Source organism: Streptomyces sp. NPDC057271, assembly GCF_042668715.1.
Lineage (GTDB): Bacteria > Actinomycetota > Actinomycetes > Streptomycetales > Streptomycetaceae > Streptomyces.
Genome location: NZ_JBHUYJ010000047.1, coordinates 40,795 through 57,430, shown reverse-complemented (window position 1 = coordinate 57,430; position 16,636 = coordinate 40,795). Strand labels below are relative to the sequence as shown.

Annotated in this window: 14 protein-coding genes and 1 pseudogene; 4 read left to right on the top strand and 11 right to left on the bottom strand. The window is 71.4% G+C overall.

Annotation, left to right across the window (positions count from 1 at the left end; translation table 11 throughout):
• Positions 1–36: 36 nt before the first annotated feature.
• The 3 genes and pseudogenes from ACFUJR_RS22065 to ACFUJR_RS22055 form a co-directional block, all read right to left on the bottom strand.
• Positions 37–405, bottom strand: coding sequence for a hypothetical protein (locus ACFUJR_RS22065; RefSeq protein ID WP_383181142.1), 369 nt, complete (start codon positions 403–405; stop codon positions 37–39).
• A pseudogene (locus ACFUJR_RS22060) lies at positions 402–1,116 on the bottom strand (ABC transporter ATP-binding protein). The gene ACFUJR_RS22065 and the pseudogene ACFUJR_RS22060 overlap by 4 nt, the downstream one beginning before the upstream one ends.
• Complete coding sequence (locus ACFUJR_RS22055; RefSeq protein WP_383181145.1) at positions 1,113–1,637, bottom strand: PadR family transcriptional regulator; 525 nt, start codon at positions 1,635–1,637, stop codon at positions 1,113–1,115. Before ACFUJR_RS22055 ends, ACFUJR_RS22060 begins: the two are co-directional and overlap by 4 nt.
• A gap of 292 nt (positions 1,638–1,929) precedes the next feature.
• Between ACFUJR_RS22055 and ACFUJR_RS22050 the strand changes: the two genes are divergently transcribed.
• On the top strand, positions 1,930–4,119 hold the full coding sequence (locus ACFUJR_RS22050; RefSeq protein ID WP_383181148.1) for a transglycosylase domain-containing protein: 2,190 nt from the start codon (positions 1,930–1,932) through the stop codon (positions 4,117–4,119).
• 49 nt (positions 4,120–4,168) lie between these two features.
• On the opposite strand, the gene ACFUJR_RS22045 is transcribed toward ACFUJR_RS22050, so the two are convergent.
• From ACFUJR_RS22045 to ACFUJR_RS22035, 3 genes are all read right to left on the bottom strand, one after another.
• Positions 4,169–6,223 (bottom strand): SpoIIE family protein phosphatase, encoded by a 2,055-nt coding sequence (locus tag ACFUJR_RS22045; protein ID WP_383178641.1) that lies wholly within the window; start codon positions 6,221–6,223, stop codon positions 4,169–4,171.
• 289 nt (positions 6,224–6,512) lie between these two features.
• Positions 6,513–7,178 carry a DUF402 domain-containing protein gene (locus tag ACFUJR_RS22040; protein ID WP_383178643.1) on the bottom strand — a complete coding sequence of 222 codons (666 nt, stop codon included), beginning with the start codon at positions 7,176–7,178 and terminating at the stop codon, positions 6,513–6,515.
• Positions 7,179–7,222: 44 nt separating this feature from the next.
• The gene (locus tag ACFUJR_RS22035) at positions 7,223–8,626 is read right to left on the bottom strand and encodes a class II fumarate hydratase (protein ID WP_383178646.1); all 1,404 of its coding nucleotides are present in this window, start codon (positions 8,624–8,626) and stop codon (positions 7,223–7,225) included.
• A gap of 105 nt (positions 8,627–8,731) precedes the next feature.
• On the opposite strand from ACFUJR_RS22035, the gene ACFUJR_RS22030 reads away from it, so the two are divergent.
• Complete coding sequence (locus ACFUJR_RS22030; protein ID WP_383178648.1) at positions 8,732–10,258, top strand: ricin-type beta-trefoil lectin domain protein; 1,527 nt, start codon at positions 8,732–8,734, stop codon at positions 10,256–10,258.
• Positions 10,259–10,394: 136 nt separating this feature from the next.
• Here the strand turns inward: ACFUJR_RS22030 and ACFUJR_RS22025 are convergent, their stop codons facing one another.
• From ACFUJR_RS22025 to ACFUJR_RS22010, 4 genes are all read right to left on the bottom strand, one after another.
• Positions 10,395–11,045, bottom strand: coding sequence for a lipoprotein (locus ACFUJR_RS22025; protein ID WP_383178651.1), 651 nt, complete (start codon positions 11,043–11,045; stop codon positions 10,395–10,397).
• Positions 11,046–11,197: 152 nt separating this feature from the next.
• On the bottom strand, positions 11,198–12,901 hold the full coding sequence (locus ACFUJR_RS22020) for a fumarate hydratase (protein ID WP_383178654.1): 1,704 nt from the start codon (positions 12,899–12,901) through the stop codon (positions 11,198–11,200).
• Between the two features lie 107 nt (positions 12,902–13,008).
• Positions 13,009–13,659, bottom strand: a complete 651-nt coding sequence (locus ACFUJR_RS22015) for a TetR/AcrR family transcriptional regulator (protein ID WP_383178657.1) — start codon at positions 13,657–13,659, stop codon at positions 13,009–13,011.
• The gene (locus ACFUJR_RS22010) at positions 13,656–14,018 is read right to left on the bottom strand and encodes a DUF1304 domain-containing protein (RefSeq protein WP_383178660.1); all 363 of its coding nucleotides are present in this window, start codon (positions 14,016–14,018) and stop codon (positions 13,656–13,658) included. The genes ACFUJR_RS22015 and ACFUJR_RS22010 overlap by 4 nt, the downstream gene beginning before the upstream one ends.
• A 119-nt stretch (positions 14,019–14,137) precedes the next feature.
• Between ACFUJR_RS22010 and ACFUJR_RS22005 the strand changes: the two genes are divergently transcribed.
• Entirely contained in the window at positions 14,138–14,860 is a 723-nt protein-coding gene (locus ACFUJR_RS22005; RefSeq protein WP_383178663.1) for a DUF1707 domain-containing protein, read from the top strand.
• A gap of 194 nt (positions 14,861–15,054) precedes the next feature.
• On the top strand, positions 15,055–15,426 hold the full coding sequence (locus ACFUJR_RS22000) for a WhiB family transcriptional regulator (RefSeq protein ID WP_352190459.1): 372 nt from the start codon (positions 15,055–15,057) through the stop codon (positions 15,424–15,426).
• A gap of 119 nt (positions 15,427–15,545) precedes the next feature.
• On the opposite strand, the gene glpX is transcribed toward ACFUJR_RS22000, so the two are convergent.
• The gene (glpX, locus tag ACFUJR_RS21995) at positions 15,546–16,577 is read right to left on the bottom strand and encodes a class II fructose-bisphosphatase (protein ID WP_352190458.1); all 1,032 of its coding nucleotides are present in this window, start codon (positions 16,575–16,577) and stop codon (positions 15,546–15,548) included.
• Positions 16,578–16,636 lie beyond the last annotated feature (59 nt).

Below are 16,636 nucleotides of genomic sequence, written 5' to 3'. Positions count from 1 at the left end.
CACCCCCCAGGTCATCCGTTCGACAGGGGGACACAGTCATGCCGGGCCCGGAGGCCAGCGGCCCTCTTGCAGGACCGCAAAGAACATAACGGGGGGCTTCGTGCCCTCGGGGCGCAGCAGGAGCCCGGTGACGGCCCGGTCCCGGTAGAGGGTGGTCTGCCCGAGGTGGAGAAAGGTGTCCGGGCGGGGGCCGGTCTCCTGCTCGCTGCCGTCGACGGAGCGGGTCGCCTCGCGCACCTCCCGCTGGAAGAGCATGCCGGGCAGGGAGGCGGCGGCGAGGAGCAGGGCCACTCCGAAGCCGACGCCGAGCACGGTCAGGACGGTGCGGAGCAGGCCCGAGCGGCCTCCGGTGACCGCGAACCGGGCGCCGAGCGTCAGGTCGCGGGACCAGGTACGGAGCCTCATGCCGCCCACTCCGTGGAGCGGACGGCGCCGTCGCGGACGACGACCTCGCGGTCGGAGTAGGCGGCGACGCGGGCTTCGTGGGTGACGAGGACGACGGCGGCGCCGGTGTCCCGGGCCGCGTCCGTGAACAGCTCCATGACGCGTTCGCCGTTGAGGGAGTCGAGCGCGCCGGTGGGTTCGTCGGCGAAGAGCACCCGCGGGGCGGTGACCAGCGAGCGGGCGACCGCGACCCTCCCCCTAGGCCCTGGCGGCCTGGGGGGACCCCCAGCCCTGGCCGCCGGATATCTCGCCGGGCCGCTTGCCGGCGATGTCGCCGATCTCCAGGCGGTCCAGCCACTCCCGGGCGCGGGACTCGGCGCCCTTGCGCCGTTCGCCGTTCAGACGGAGCGGAAGGGCGACGTTCTCGACGCAGGTCAGCTCCGGCACGAGCTGACCGAACTGGAAGACGAAGCCGAAGTCGGCGCGGCGCAGGGCGCTGCGCTCGCCGTCCGACATCGTGGTGAGCTCGCGCCCGTCGTAGGCGATGGTTCCGGCGTCGGGCCGGACGATTCCGGCGAGGCAGTGCAGGAGCGTGGACTTCCCGGAGCCCGAGGGGCCCATCACGGCGACGACCTCGCCGGCCCGGATGGCGAACTCGGCGCCCGAGAGCGTCGGGGTCGGTCCGTACGCCTTGTCCAGGCCGCTCGCCCGGAGCAGAGGGGTGGCGGTCATCGGCGGATCTCCTCGGCGAGGCGGTCGAGCCGGGCGGCGGTCAGCTCCAGCCAGCGCAGGTCGGCTTCGAGGTGGAAGAGGGCGTGGTCGCAGATCAGCTGGTCGGCGAGGTCGCCGCTCTTCTTGCGCCGGGTCAGGTCGCGCATCAGCCGGAGGTGCTCGGCGCGCTGGACGTCGAGCAGCCCGGCGGCGCCGCGTCCGGTGAGGAGCGCGAGGACGACCTTGGTGTAGAGCGTGGACTGGAGGTACGGCTCCGGCTTCTCGGGCCGGCTCAGCCACTGCTCGACGTCGGTGACGCCGGCCTCGGTGATGGCGTACCGCTTCCGCTCGGGCCCTTCGCCTGCCTCGATGCTGTCGACCTCGACCAGGCCGTTCTTCAGAAGCCGGGACATCGTCGAGTAGACCTGCCCGTAGTGCAGCGGACGGTCGTGGCCGAACTTCTCGTCGAAGGCCCGCTTGAGGTCGTAGCCGTGGCGCGGACCGGACTCCAGGAGCCCGAGAAGGGTGTGTCCGATTGACATGCCGTCACTGTACACCCTGTGTATACGCACGATGTATAGCTGCGGTGACCAGGGAGAGCGCGGATGTGACCCGCGACGCACAACCATCCGCGTCCCAGAAGCGTCGGTTTCACCGTAAGCAGGTGCTGATTCTCACGTCCGGAAAAGACCGGATCGAGTGCACTTTGTCGGCATCGGCGGTGTTAGCTTGCTGAGCTGACTCGGAGCGGTCACCTGCCCGACCACCACCACGACACCACCACGCCGACGACACCACGACGACGAGACCACGACGAGCGGAGCGACGGAGAACATGGGCCGAGCGGACAAGGGCCAGGGGAAGAAGGGCGGGCGCATACGCCGCCTCTTCACCTGGAAGAAGATCCTGGGCACGTTCTTCGTCGGCTGCCTGCTCGTGATGGGCGCCTTCTACACGATCTACCTGATGGTCCCGGTGCCGACGGCCAACGCGCAGGCGACCATGCAGAGCAACGTGTACAAGTACGCGGACGGCAGGATCCTCGCCCGTACCGGCGAGATCAACCGCGAGATCGTCGGCCTGGAGAAGATCCCGCTCGACGTGCAGTACGCCTTCGTCGCGGCCGAGAACAAGACCTTCTACAAGGACCACGGCATCGACATCAAGGGCACCGCGCGCGGCGCCCTGAACACGATCACCGGCAAGGGCAAGCAGGGTGGTTCGACCATCACCCAGCAGTACGTGAAGAACTACTACCTGGACCAGGACCAGACGGTCACCCGCAAGCTCCGCGAAATGGTGATCGCGCTCAAGGTCGACCAGCGCATGTCGAAGACCGAGATCCTCGCCGGCTACATGAACACCAGCTTCTACGGCCGCAGCGCGTACGGCATCCAGGCCGCCTCGCAGTCGTACTACGGCGTCGACGCCTCGAAGCTGAACGTCGCCCAGGGCGCCTACCTCGCCTCGCTGCTCCAGGCCCCGAACCAGTACGACTGGACCGCCGCCACGCCCACCGGGCGCAAGCTGGTCGAGGACCGCTGGAACTACACCCTCGACAACATGGTCGAGGAGGGCTGGCTCGACCCGACCGAGCGCGCCACGCTGAAGTTCCCCGCCCCGCGCAAGGAGAAGGCCGCCCCCGGCATGGAGGGCCAGCGCGGCTACCTCGTCGAGGCCGCCAACCAGGAGCTGATGCGGCAGGGGATCAGCGCCGAGGACATCAAGGCCGGCGGCTGGACGATCACCCTCAACATCGACGAGCAGAAGCAGAAGGACCTGGTCAAGGCGGTCGAGCGGCAGCTGGAGAAGAAGCTCGACCGCAAGGGCGACAAGAAGGACGCCACCGTACAGGCGGGCGCCACCTCCGTCGACCCGAAGACCGGCAAGGTCGTCGCGATGTACGGCGGCGTCGGCGCCACCGAGCACTGGACGTCGAACGCCACCCGCCGCGACTACCAGCCCGCCTCGACGTTCAAGCCGATCGTCCTCGCCTCCGCGCTCGACAACCGCGCCCTCACCCAGGACGGCCGGAAGATCGGCCTCGGCACGATCTACGACGGCACCAGCAAGCGGCCCGTGGTCGGCAGCTCCATCGCGTTCAACCCGGAGAACGAGGACAACCGCAGCTACGGCCCGGTCACCGTCCAGAAGGCCACCAACAGCTCGATCAACTCCGTGTACGCGCAGATGATCGTGGACGTCGGCCCGGGCACCACCAAGAAGACCGCGCTCGACCTCGGCATGAAGGACGGGGCGGACTTCGGGGAGACCCCCGCGATGTCCCTCGGCACCATGGGCGCCTCCACCTGGGACATGGCCGGCGTCTACGCCACGCTCGACAACCACGGCGTCAAGGTCACCCCGACGATCGTGAAGTCCGCCGAGCACAAGGACCGCAAGGCCGAGCCGGTGAAGTCGATCGGCGGCCAGGTCATCAGCCGCGAGGCCGCCGACACCGTCACCAAGGCGATGACCGGCGTCGTCCGCAGCGGCTCCGGCTTCCGGGCCGCCGGCGACTACGCGGCGGCCGGCAAGACCGGAACCTCGGAGAACAACCGCTCCGCCTGGTTCGTCGGCTACACCCCCGAACTGGTCACCGCCGTCGGCCTCTTCGGCGAGGACCCCAAGGGCAACCAGGTCACCCTGACCGACACGATCAACCCGGGCCGAGCCAACGGTGGACGTACCCCCGCCGAGATCTGGGGCGACTACACCACCGCGGCACTCGACGGCGGCTCCGACGCCCGCTTCGACCTGGAGACCGACGGCCTCGGCGACGTCGTGGAACCGGACCCGACCACGACGCCCACCGGCGACGCCCCGACGTCGACCCCGCCGCCCGTCACCGAGTCCCCGGACCCGACGCCCCCGCCGACCTCGACGGCGACCACGCCGCCGCAGCCGACGGACACGACCACGGTGCCGCCGCCGCCCACGCAGACGACGGACCCGGTGCCGCCGACGATCGAACCGCCGGTCGACGGCGACATCGGCGACGAGAACATCCGCCCCGAGCGGTGACACGACGAAGGCCGGACCCGAGAGGGGTCCGGCCTTCGTCGTGTCACGCTCAGATACGCGTCGGCAGTTCGAACCAGACGACCTTGCCGCCCGAGAGCCGGGTCGCCCCCCACCGACGGGCCAGCCGGTTCACCAGGAAGAGCCCGCGCCCGCCCTCATCCGTGTCCCGCGCCCGCCGCTGCCGGGGCAGCTGCGGCGAGTCGTCGCCGACCTCGCAGCGCAGGACGTCGGTCCTGAGCAGACGCAGCGTCACCGGCCGCTCCGCGTACCGCACGGCGTTCGTCACGACCTCGCTGATCAGCAGCTCGACCGAGTCCGAGAGCTCCTCCAGGTCCCAGCGGGCCAGCGCCCGCCGCGCGAGCCGCCGCGCCCGTCCCGGCGCCGCGTCCTCCGGCTCCAGGAACCAGTACGCCACGTCACTCGGCGCGATCCCGTCGAAACGGGCCGCGAGGAGCGCGATGTCGTCGTCCCGGTCGCCCGGGCCGAGCATGTCGAGGACGTCGTCGCAGAGGGCCTCCAGGGGCGGGGAGTGGTCCGGGCCGGTCAGCTGCGCGGTCGCCGCCAGGCGCTCGCGGAGCTGCTCTATCCCGGTCCACACGTCCCTCAGCCGCGACTCGACCAGACCGTCCGTGTACAGCAGCAGCGTGGCGCCCGCCGGGGCGTCCAGCTCGACCGCCTCGAAGTCGACCCCGCCCACGCCGATCGGGGCGCCCGGCGGGACGCGCAGGACCTCGGCACGGCCCCCGAGGTGGAGCAGTATCGGCGGCGGATGGCCCGCGTTGGCGATGGTGATCCGGTGCGAGACCGGGTCGTACACCGCGTACATGCAGGTCGCCATCCGGTCCTGGCCGAGCCGCTGGGCCTGCTCGTCCAGGTGGTGCAGGACCTCCTGGGGCGGGAGGTCGAGCCCGGCGAGGGTCTGCGCCGTCGTCCGCAGCTGGCCCATGATCGCCGCGGACGTCATGGAGTGGCCCATGACGTCGCCGACGACCAGCGCCACCCGGCTGCCGGGCAGCGGGATCGCGTCGTACCAGTCGCCGCCCACCCGGGCCGTCTCGGCGGCCGGCAGATAGCGGGAGGCGAGCCGGACGCCGGTCGGCTGCGGCAGCGAGTCCGGGAGCATCGTGCGCTGGAGTTCGTCGGCGATGTACGCCTCACGGCCGTAGAGCACGGCCTTGTCGATGCCGAGCGCGGTGTGGGTGGCGAGCTGGGCCGCGACGAGCAGGTCGTTGGGCTCGAAGGCGGGCCGCTCCGGTCGGCGCAGGAAGACGGCGGCGCCGATGACCCGGCGACGGCCCCGCAGCGGCGCCAGGATCGCCCGGTGCCCGGCGGGCAGCACGTGCTCCCGCCCGAGCAGTTCGGACAGGGCGGTGCGGGCGGCTGCGGAGTCGCCGAAGACCGGCCGCACCCCGCGCAGCACCTCCGCCAGGTTGCCGCCGGAGCGCACCTCGCAGAGTTCGGCCGCGGGGGTCGGGTCCGGGTCGGGGACGAGCGTCAGCTCCTCGCCCTCCACGTCCGTTAAACGGAGCCGGTCGGTGCGGCGGAGCCGCAGCACGAACGGCGCGACCGGCCGTTCGTCGCCGACCGGGAGCGGGTCGCGCAGATAGACCAGGATCGCGTCGGAGAAGGTCGGCACGGTCGCCCGGCAGAGCCCGAGCACGATCTCGTCGAGGTCGATCCCGCGCGCGATCCGCCGGGTCGCCGCGCCCACGAACCGCAGCCGGTCGCCCTCGCGCCGGGCCGCGGCGCCGTCCTGCGACTGCGGGGCGCCGGTGGTGCCCGGAGCGCCCGGGGCGGCGTTCACGGCCATCGCGGCCGCCGGGGCGCCCGCCTGCGTGGGCGGGCCGCCCGCGGCGGGGGCCGCGGCCGTCGTCACCTGTCCGGGCACGGGACGGCCTCCGCCGTCGCCCGTGCCGTCGGGGGTGTGCTCACGGTCGGCGCCCGGCGTGTCGTCGGGGCGTCTGTCGGCGGCGGACCGGGGACCTGCCGAACCGGGCTGCGCCGGCACCGGCGCCTCGGCCGCTTGCTGCCGGGGGCGGGTGCGCTCGTGCGGCCGGGCAGCCAGCGGCTGCCGGCCTTCGTGGGAGGTGGGATGCTCCGTCACGCGTGGGATTCCGTCCGTCCGGGCCGGTGGTGCGATGCACTCGCTCTTCTCGCCGATGCCGCGCCTTCACGGGGGATAAACCCCTGGCGCGCGGTGGATCTGAATGCCCCGCGAGCAGCGGCTACGACAGGGGTCGGCACACCCGGGCAGACGTCCGGCACTGCTCTCCCCTCAAGAATGACTTACGGTCAGGTCCTGCGCTGTGCTCTGTGGTTGACACCGTGTTCGGTGGATCATCGTCGTGCGGAGGACGATCCTACGTTTGCACCCGGGGGGCGCATCAAGGGTCTCACGGTGCCGTTCGCGCCGGGGTGCGATCCCAGTCCGACGGCAGCTCGGGAACGGTCCACCCGGGATCGGGCCGCCAGTCCTCCCACCCGTCGCGGAACGGCGCCCCCCAGGCCCGGATCAGGTCGACGGCGGCGCTGCCCGCCGCCCGGACGCGCGCGGCCTGCGCCGCGTCCATCAGACCGGCCCGCTGGGCCTGCGCGAACTCGTCCTCGTCCCGCCAGAGCCAACTGCGGTCGGGATAGACGGAGATGTCCAGGAAGTGGTCCTCGGAGTCGACGCCGCCGGACCACCGCGTGTGCGGCTCCTCCAGGTTCACGTACCAGCTGCGGAACTGCCAGCCGCGCTCCCAGAACAGCCAGACCGACCACGGTTCGCCGGGCCGTGCCAGCTTCAGCACACCCGTCCCGAACCAGCGCGAGCGGATCGTGGTGCGCGGGGCGGTGTAGCGGGTGGCGAGCGGTTCCTGGTGGACGGGCGTGCCGTCGGCGAGCACCGGCTTGACGCACTCGGTGCCCGGCGCCATCCAGACGGCGAGCAGGCCGGGGGTGTCGCGCACGACCGTCACGGGCCGGCAGATGTGCACGTCGCCGAAGGCGTTGTCGCGGTAGCGCCAGAGGATGTGATCCCCCGGCGCCCAGTGTGGAGAACCGCCCGATCCTGTCATGCGCAGATATTAGGGGTGCGCCCCCTCGCCCGCTGCGATGCAGGTCACGGATGAGTCATACGCAGGACGTCGAGCGCCTCGTCCAGCTGTTCGACGGTGAGGTCTCCGCGGTCGACGTATCCGCCCTCAAGGACCACCTGACGGATCGTCTTCCGTTCGGCCAGGGACCTCTTGGCCACCTTCGCCGCCTCCTCGTAGCCGATGTACCTGTTCAGCGGGGTGACGACGGACGGCGAGGACTCGGCGTACTCCCGGGCCCGTTCGACGTCGGCGGTGATGCCGTCGACGGTACGGTCCGCCAGCAGGCGCGCGGCATTGGCCAGGAGCCGTACGGATTCCAGCAGGTTCTTGGCCATCACCGGGAGCATCACGTTGAGCTCGAAGTTGCCGGCCGCGCCCGCCACCGCCACCGTGGTGTCGTTTCCGGTCACCTGCGCGGCGACCATCAGGACCGCCTCGGGAATGACCGGATTCACCTTGCCCGGCATGATCGACGAGCCGGGCTGGAGGTCGGGGAGGTTGATCTCGGCCAGGCCGGTGCGCGGGCCGCTCGCCATCCAGCGCAGATCGTTGCAGATCTTCGTCAGACCGACGGCGATGGTCCTGAGCTGGCCCGACGTCTCCACCAGGCCGTCCCGGGCGCCCTGTGCCTCGAAGTGGTCGCGGGCCTCGGTGAGGGGCAGTCCCGTCGTGTCGACGAGTTCGGCGATGACCGCGGCGGCGAAGCCGGGTGGCGTGTTGATGCCGGTGCCCACCGCCGTACCGCCGAGGGGGAGTTCGGCGAGCCGGGGGAGCGAGGCGCGCAGCCGTTCGACCCCGTACCTGATCTGTGCCGCGTAGCCCCCGAACTCCTGACCGAGGGTGACCGGCGTGGCGTCCATCAGGTGCGTACGACCGGACTTGACGACCGTCGCGAATTCGGCCGATTTCCGCTCCAGCGAGGCGGCCAGATGGTCGAGGGCGGGGACGAGGTCGTGGGTCACGGCGGCCGTGGCGGCGATGTGGATCGAGGACGGGAAGACGTCGTTGGAGGACTGCGAGGCGTTCACATGGTCGTTGGGGTGGACCTCGCGCCCCTCGGGGAGCCGCTCGGTGGCGAGCGTGGCGATGACCTCGTTGGTGTTCATGTTGGAGGAGGTGCCCGAGCCCGTCTGGAAGACGTCCACCGGGAAGTGCTCGTCCCAGCGGCCCTCGGCGACCTCGGCGGCTGCCTCCGCGATGGCGTCCGCACGGTCCCGGTCGATCACCCCGAGCGAGGCGTTGACCTCGGCCGCGGCGGCCTTGATCCGGGCCAGGGCCTCGATGTGCGCGCGCTCCACGCGCTGCCCCGAGACGGGGAAGTTCTCCATCGCCCGCTGGGTCTGGGCCCGCCACTTGGCGTGCGCGGGAACCCGCACCTCGCCCATCGAGTCGCGCTCGATCCGGTACCCGCTCGTGTCGTCGCTCATGACGTCAACCTCCATGCAAAGGTGAGCACTTGTCTTGTTCTACCTATTCCCATTGCGCTTACCGGCCAGTAAAAACCGTGGGTAACCCCACTTCCAGGAGGCGCAATGAGGCGCACCAGGTACAGACTCCGTTGGGCGATCGCGGCCTCGGCCGCGGCCGCCGCGGTCTTCGGATCGACGGCGGCCGCCGCCCCCGCCGGCGCGGCCCCGAGCACACCCCGGACGGTCTCCGCCGTACCGCTGCCGCCCGAGCTCGAAGCCGTCCGGGCCGCCGAGGCGACCAAGATCTACGGAAGCCCCGAGGAACGCCCCCTCGCACAGCGCAAGAGCGGTCTGATCTCGCTCGGCGACAGCGAGATCTCCGGCGAGGGCGTCGGCACGTACGAGCCGCCCACCAACGGACCGAGCAACTGGTGCCACCGCTCGCCCGACGCCGCCATCCACCGCACCGGGATCCCCGCGGACCTCACGTTCAACGTGGCCTGCTCCGGCGCCTACAGCGGCAACATCAGGATCGGCGGCACGAAACAGTACGCCGACGAACTGGTCCAGAGCGACAACCTGGCCATCAAGGCCCGCAACACCCGGATCAAGATGGTCCTGCTCGTGGCCGGAGCCAACGACGACCTCCAGTTCGGGCCCGTCATGACCGACTGCGTCACCCGCTACCTCACGTTCCAGGGCGCGTGCGAGCCGAAGTACGCCCCCGGCTGGCAGGCCCGCGTCGACGCCCTCGTCCCCAAGGTCGAGCAGACCGTGCGTGACCTGAGGACCGTGATGCGCGACGCCGGCTACGCCGACGGCGACTACAAGCTCGTGGTCATGGGCTACCCGAGCCCCATCGGTCCCGACTTCCCCGACAACCCGAACTTCCCCGGCAAGCTCGTCTGCGGCGGCCTGGGCTACGACTCCGACACCGTCTGGGGCCGTAACACCGCCGTCCCCGCCTTCGAGCGCGGCATGCGCAGGGCGGCGGCGAACACCGGCGCGACCTACCTCGACAACTCGCGGCTCTTCCACGGCCACGAGGTCTGCATGGAGGACACCTGGGCCCGCGGTCTGTACATCGACCTCTCCAAGCCCGGCACCCCCGACGAGAACTCGGTCCGGCAGTCCTTCCACCCGAACGCGAGCGGCCACCGCGCCTTCGCGTCCTGCCTCACGCAGATCTACAACTCCTCTCTCCGGGAGGCCGGTTGCGCGGACGTCGACTCCAGCGGCACGCCGACCCTCTTCCCGCACGCCTGGGACGACGTCTACCGGCCGCTGAAGAACCAGGCCACCGGCGACTGCGTCGACGTCGAGGCGGCCACGTCGAGGAACGGCACCGCCGTGCTCGGCTGGGACTGCCACGGAGGCCGCAACCAGGGCTGGTGGTACGACTCCGTCCGCGGGACCGTCCACACGGAGCTGACCCAGGACCGCTGCCTGGACGTGCCGGGCGCCCGCTACCGGGCGGGTGAGGCGCTCATCGTCTGGAACTGCTCGGGCGCCGCCAACCAGAAGTTCGTACGCGACGGGGCCACGATCAGGCCCGCGGCCGCGGCCGGGCTCTGCCTGACGCAGGCGGCCGCGAAGCAGCCGCTGCGGCTGCAGAACTGCGACGGCTCGGCGAACCAGCGGTTCGTGTAGACCGGGCCCACGACGCCGTGGCCCCCGTCCGGTGCGGGACGGGGGCCACGGTCACGCCCAGGGGCCGGGGTGCCTCCCCGGCGCGTGGCGGCCTCGGGGCGCCGTGCGGAGTGCGGAGTGCTCGACTTCCCTGCTCTCAGAGGGCCTTGAGGCTGGTCCGGGCCAGCTCGTAGGCCGGAAGCATCCCCCGGTGCTCCTCGGTGTCGAGCCCGCCGAGATGGACGATGACCGTCCCCTTCGGCGCGGCGACGGCGAAGGCGCGCTCCTCCTTCGACTCCTCCATGAGCTCGTTGTAGACGGTGTACGTCACCTCCACGGCCGGCAGCGCGCCCGCCTCCGTCTCCTTGTAGGTGACCTTGGAGGTGTTCTCCTCCGCCTTCACGAACCCTTCGAGCGCGGTACGGGCCGTGCCCTTGTCCGCCGTCCAGACCCGCAGATAGCCGATGTTGCCGGCCGGCTTCGCGTCGATCTCGCAGGTCATCGTCGCGGGACCCTGCACGGCGAGCGCGGCGAACAGCTCGTCGTCGGTGGCCGTGACGGCCTTCGGCTTCCAGTCGGCGGCCAGGCCGAAGGAGACCGGCAGCTCACAGGCGGACCCGGCGGCCCCCACGGACGCCGAGGCCGCGGCAGCCTTCGTGCCCGCGCCGGAACCGGCGGCCGGGCCGGTGTGCGTCGTGACGGGCGGCGCGGTGCCGTCGGGCTTCGCCGTGGTGCCACAGCCGGTCAGTACGCCGGCGGCCGTCAGCACGGCGATCGCCGGCGCCAGGACCCGTATCGGATGTCTCATGAGCGCAGGCTATCCGGGCGCCCCTCGGTGGTTTTTCACCCGCGGGCCCGCGGGACATCCGCCAGGAGGACGTGCCGGGCGTCGTGCGCTTACGGAGGCAAGGGGAGAGCCCCCGGCGCGGACCGGGGGCTCTGGAGGGATCAGGGGGCGTCTCAGGCGAGGCCGGGGCCCCGTACCGGGATGTGGGTGAACGTCGGCTCCGGGGCCGGGTTCTGGAAGAAGTCGTTGCCCTTGTCGTCCACGACGATGAACGCCGGGAAGTCCTCGACCTCGATCTTCCAGACCGCCTCCATGCCGAGCTCCTCGTACTCGACGACCTCGACCTTCTTGATGCAGTCCTGCGCGAGGCGCGCCGCCGGGCCGCCGATGGAGCCCAGGTAGAAGCCGCCGTGGCTGCCGCACGCGTCCGTGACCTGCTTCGAGCGGTTGCCCTTGGCCAGCATTACCTTGGAGCCGCCCGCCGCCTGGAACTGCTCGACGTACGAGTCCATCCGACCGGCCGTCGTCGGGCCGAAGGAGCCGGAGGCGTAACCCTCGGGGGTCTTCGCCGGGCCCGCGTAGTAGACCGGGTGGTCCTTCAGGTACTGCGGCATCTCCTCGCCCGCGTCCAGCCGCTCCTTGATCTTGGCGTGCGCGATGTCGCGCGCCACGACCAGCGGGCCGGTGAGCGAGAGCCGGGTCTTGACCGGGTACTTCGTCAGCTCGGCGAGGATCTCGTCCATCGGCTGGTTGAGGTCGATCTTCACGACGCCGGAGGACTCGGCGCCCCCGTCGAGGGTCTCTTCCGTCGTCTCCGGCAGGAAGCGCGCCGGGTCGGTCTCCAGCTGCTCCAGGAAGACGCCCTCGGCGGTGATCTTCGCGACGGCCTGGCGGTCCGCCGAGCAGGACACGGCGATCGCGACGGGCAGCGAGGCGCCGTGGCGCGGCAGCCGGACGACGCGGACGTCGTGGCAGAAGTACTTGCCGCCGAACTGCGCGCCGATGCCGATCCTCTGCGTGAGCTCGAAGACCTTCTCCTCCAGCTCCTTGTCCCGGAACCCGTGACCGGTCTCGGCCGAGCCCTCGGTGGGCAGCTCGTCCAGGTAGTGCGCGGAGGCGTACTTCGCGGTCTTCAGCGCGAACTCGGCGGACGTGCCGCCGACGACGATCGCCAGGTGGTACGGCGGGCAGGCGGCCGTACCGAGCGAACGGATCTTCTCCTCCAGGAACTTCATCATGCTCGCCTCGTTGAGCACGGCCTTCGTCTCCTGGTAGAGGAAGGACTTGTTGGCCGAGCCGCCGCCCTTGGCCATGAAGAGGAACTTGTACGCGCCGCCGTCGGTCGCGTACAGCTCGATCTGCGCGGGCAGGTTCGAGCCGGTGTTTTTCTCCTCCCACATGGTGACCGGGGCCATCTGCGAGTAGCGCAGGTTGAGCTTGGTGTACGCGTCGTGGATGCCCTTGGACAGGGCCTCCTCGTCGAGACCGGAGGTCAGCACGTTCTGGCCGCGCTTGCCCATGACGATCGCCGTGCCGGTGTCCTGGCACATGGGGAGGACGCCGGCGGCGGCGATGTTCGCGTTCTTGAGGAGGTCGAGCGCGACGAACTTGTCGTTGCTCGACGCCTCCGGGTCGTCGATGATCCGGCGCAGCTGGGCGAGGTGGGCCGGGCGCAGGTAGTGCTGGATGTCGTGGATCGCCTCGGCGGCGAGCGTGCGCAGCGCCTCCGGCTCGACCTTGAGGAACGTACGGCCGTCGGCCTCGAAGGTGGAGACTCCTTCGGCGGTCACCAGGCGGTAGGGCGTGGTGTCCTCCCCCAGGGGGAGCAGATCGGAGTACGCGAACGCCGGGACGGGCGGGCGGGGGGTGGACGACATGACGGCAGCCATTCCTCACTCGGCAGACAGCGGCGCCACCTCCGTTGGCGGCGCCTCCTCCAGCGTAGAGCGCGGCCGGGGGGCCGATCCTGTGAGGTAAGGCTCACTTAGGGCAGCGGGGTGCGGTGGAGGGAGATCAACAGCCGCCAGGTGCGGCCGGTGATCTGCTCGGGTGTGGCGTCGATCAGGCCGTGCACCCAGTCCGCGAGCAGCCCTCCGAAGGCCGCCGCGACGGCGGAGGCGACGAGGTCCGGCTCGGGAGCCCCGGCCAGTTCCCGCTCGCGCCGGCTGTACGCGCGCAGCTCGCGGTGGAGCAGCTCGCCGAGCGGCCCGCCGCCGCCCGGTCGCAGCAGACCGCGGTAGAGCGGCGCCCGCGGCGCGACGTCGGCGAAGAAGGCGGCGAGGGCGGGCGGCGGGGCGGCCGCGTCGGGCGTACCGCGCCAGGCGTGGAGCGCCTCGACCGCGTCTCGTACGACATCGGCGCAGGCGTCGACGGCGAGGGCCTGGAGGTCGGGGTAGTGCAGGTAGAAGGTGGCCCGGCCGACGCTCGCCCGGCGGACGAGCGCGGCGACGCCGACCTCGTCGAGGGGGCGCTCGGCGCACTCCTCCCACAGCGCGGCGCGAAGCCTGGCGCGCGTGCGGGCGGCGCGGGGGTCGGTGGAGCCGGGGTCGGCGGCGCGGGGGTCGGCGGCGCGGGGGTCGGTGGAGCCGGGGGCGGCGGGGTCGGGGTCGGCGGGGTCGGCGGCGGAGGCGGTCATCCCGCCCACAGTACGGCGGCGAGGGCGAGGGCCCCGGGCAACGCCTGGGCGAAGAGGATCCGGCGGTTGGCGGTGAGGCCGCCGTACACCCCGGCGATCACCACGCAGGTGAGGAAGAAGACCTGGACGCGGTGTCCGGTGGGGTCGTCCGCCACCAGGCCCCAGACCAGACCGGCCGCGAGGAAGCCGTTGTACAGGCCCTGGTTGGCGGCCAGGGGCGCGGTCGCGCGGGCCATGGTGGCGTCGAAACCGGAGAGTTCGCGGCCCGGGCGGCGCTCCCAGAGGAACATCTCGAGAACGAGGATGTAGGCGTGCAGGGCGGCGACAAGGCCGACGGCGATGTGAGCGAAGATGGACATGTGTCCAGGATAGCTGGACATGTGTCCAACTTCCTGCCGTGGGTGGTCGGGGTGTCCTGTTCGAGGCGTCCGGTCGTGCCCACTAGTCGCGATCTATCGCGTTTCGCTAGGCTGGGGTCGTGGACCTCGAAAAGCAGCCTCAGAAGCCGGTCGCCCCAGCCGAGCCCGCCCCCGTCCCCGCCGAGCCCGCCCCCGCCCCGGCCGCTCCCGGGGACTCCCTGCGCGCCTCGGACGCCGACCGGGACCGGATCGCGGACATCCTCAGGGACGCGCTGGCCGAGGGACGGCTCGACGCCGAGGAGCACTCCGAGCGGATCGACGCCGTCTACCGCGCCAAGACCGTGGGCGAGCTGGAGCCGATCGTCCGCGACCTGCCCGCGGGGAACCGCGCCCGCCGGGAGCCCGACCCGGCGTACGCGTACGGCCCCGACGACACCTCGGGGCCCGCCGACAACCTGGTCGCCGTCTTCTCCAGCACCACCCGCAAGGGCCGCTGGCGGGTGGGTCGCAGGACCAACGCCTTCGCGCTCTTCGGCAGCATCGAGATCGACCTGACCGAGGCGCTCTTCGCCCAGCGGCTGACGACCGTCAACGCCACCTCGATCTTCGGCAACGTCGAGGTGCGGGTCCCGGAGAACATCAGCCTGCGGGGCAACGGCACCGGGATCTTCGGCAACTTCGAGGTCGTGACCCTGGAGGCCGCCGACCCGCAGGCCCCGGTGGTCGTGATCAACGGCTATTCGCTCTTCGGCAACGTCGAGGCCAAGCCCAAGCGCGGCAAGTGGATCACGGACCTCCAGAACCACGTCCAGGACAAGCTGCGCAAGCACCTCGGCCACTGATCCCCCGCCCCGTTCCACCTCTCCTGGTGCGCCGGGCGGATTCCCCTGTCTGGCCAGGGATGACGGAGTGACCGGATTCCGCCCATGGGATTCCGCACTCCGGAACTCGGCGGCACGCAGTGCATAGGCGCGCGTACAGCGGGTAGGGCTGCTGCATCGTCTCTCGCTCGCGAAGCCGTCGTCAGGAGTAGACCGTGCTGCAACTGCCGCATCAGCCCCTCCAGGTCGCCGCCGCCCCGCCCCAGCGTGCCCCCGCTCGGGAGGACGAGGCCGGTCCCTGGCACACGGAGGCGGTGTGCCGTCGGGACGAAGCCGGACTGTTCTTCGCCCCGTCCAAGGAGCCCACCGCCTCGCGGCTCTCCCGCGAGGAGGCCGCCAAGCGGGTCTGTGCCCGCTGCCCCGTGATGGTCGAGTGCCGGGAGCACGCCCTGCTCCAGCCCGAGCCGTACGGAGTGTGGGGTGGGCTCACCGCGGCCGAGCGCCGCGTCGTGCTCGCCCGGCGCAGGCGGCGCGAGGTGGAGCTCAAGAAGGCGGCGTCGGCCGACCCGATCGCCGCGGCCGGCTGACGGGGCCGAGCGCTCCGTCGACGTCGGCCGTACGTACGGCAAGGGGCGCCCCCACCGCACATGGGGGCGCCCCTTGCCGTACCGCCGCGCCTGCTGCGTGGCGCGTCACGCGGTCCGGGTCACTTGGCCCGGTCGAAGTCGATCTTGCTGTACGCGCGGAGCTTCGAGAGCCGGTGCGTGGAGTCGATCTGGCGGATCGTGCCGGACTTCGAGCGCATCACCAGCGACGACGTGGTCGCGGTCTCCGAGCGGTAGCGGACGCCGCGCAGCAGCTCGCCGTCCGTGATGCCGGTGGCGACGAAGAACACGTTCTCGCCGCTGACCAGGTCGTTCGTGGAGAGCACACGGTCCAGGTCGTGGCCCGCGTCGATCGCCTTCTGGCGCTCGGCCTCGTCCTTGGGCCACAGCTTGCCCTGGATGACACCGCCCAGGCACTTTATGGCGCAGGCGGAGATGATGCCCTCGGGCGTGCCGCCGATGCCGAGGAGCAGGTCCACGCCGGTGCCCTCGCGGACGGCCATGATCGAGCCGGCGACGTCGCCGTCGGTGATGAACTTGATCCGGGCGCCGGTCTCGCGGATCTCCTTGACGATGCCCTCGTGGCGGGGGCGGTCCAGGATGACGACGGTGACGTCCTCGGGGGCCATGTTCTTGGCCTTGGCGACACGGCGGATGTTGACCGAGACAGGTGCGTTGATGTCGACGAAGTCGGCGGCCTCGGGGCCGGTGACCAGCTTGTCCATGTAGAAGACCGCGGACGGGTCGAACATGGTGCCGCGGTCGGCGGCGGCCAGGACGGCGATCGCGTTCGGCATGCCCTTGGCGTTGAGCGTGGTGCCGTCGATCGGGTCCACGGCGATGTCCACCTCGGCGCCGGTGCCGTCGCCGACCCGCTCGCCGTTGAACAGCATCGGGGCTTCGTCCTTCTCGCCCTCGCCGATGACGACGACGCCGTTCATCGAGACGGTGGAGATCAGCGTCCGCATCGCGTTCACCGCGGCGCCGTCCGCACCGATCTTGTCGCCGCGGCCGACCCAGCGGCCGGCGGCCATGGCGGCGGCCTCCGTGACGCGGACCAGCTCCAGGGCGAGGTTGCGGTCGGGGGCCTCGGGAGAGACCTCCAGCTCGGACGGCAGGGAGTGCTCGGTCATCGGAGCGCACCTTTCTGTACGGCGACGGCCGGAAAAAAGAGGGTGCTGCGACTCTATCG

What these genes read in the sequence shown, in the direction of transcription:
- ACFUJR_RS22030 (WP_383178648.1), top strand. Translation starts at nt 8,732, where the DNA reads ATGAGGCGCACCAGGTACAGACTCCGTTGGGCGATCGCGGCCTCGGCC.
- ACFUJR_RS22010 (WP_383178660.1), bottom strand. Translation starts at nt 14,018, where the DNA reads ATGTCCATCTTCGCTCACATCGCCGTCGGCCTTGTCGCCGCCCTGCAC.
- ACFUJR_RS22055 (WP_383181145.1), bottom strand. Translation starts at nt 1,637, where the DNA reads ATGTCAATCGGACACACCCTTCTCGGGCTCCTGGAGTCCGGTCCGCGC.
- ACFUJR_RS22035 (WP_383178646.1), bottom strand. Translation starts at nt 8,626, where the DNA reads ATGAGCGACGACACGAGCGGGTACCGGATCGAGCGCGACTCGATGGGC.
- ACFUJR_RS22040 (WP_383178643.1), bottom strand. Translation starts at nt 7,178, where the DNA reads ATGACAGGATCGGGCGGTTCTCCACACTGGGCGCCGGGGGATCACATC.
- ACFUJR_RS22020 (WP_383178654.1), bottom strand. Translation starts at nt 12,901, where the DNA reads ATGTCGTCCACCCCCCGCCCGCCCGTCCCGGCGTTCGCGTACTCCGAT.
- ACFUJR_RS22015 (WP_383178657.1), bottom strand. Translation starts at nt 13,659, where the DNA reads ATGACCGCCTCCGCCGCCGACCCCGCCGACCCCGACCCCGCCGCCCCC.
- ACFUJR_RS22065 (WP_383181142.1), bottom strand. Translation starts at nt 405, where the DNA reads ATGAGGCTCCGTACCTGGTCCCGCGACCTGACGCTCGGCGCCCGGTTC.
- ACFUJR_RS22025 (WP_383178651.1), bottom strand. Translation starts at nt 11,045, where the DNA reads ATGAGACATCCGATACGGGTCCTGGCGCCGGCGATCGCCGTGCTGACG.
- glpX (WP_352190458.1), bottom strand. Translation starts at nt 16,577, where the DNA reads ATGACCGAGCACTCCCTGCCGTCCGAGCTGGAGGTCTCTCCCGAGGCC.
- ACFUJR_RS22050 (WP_383181148.1), top strand. Translation starts at nt 1,930, where the DNA reads ATGGGCCGAGCGGACAAGGGCCAGGGGAAGAAGGGCGGGCGCATACGC.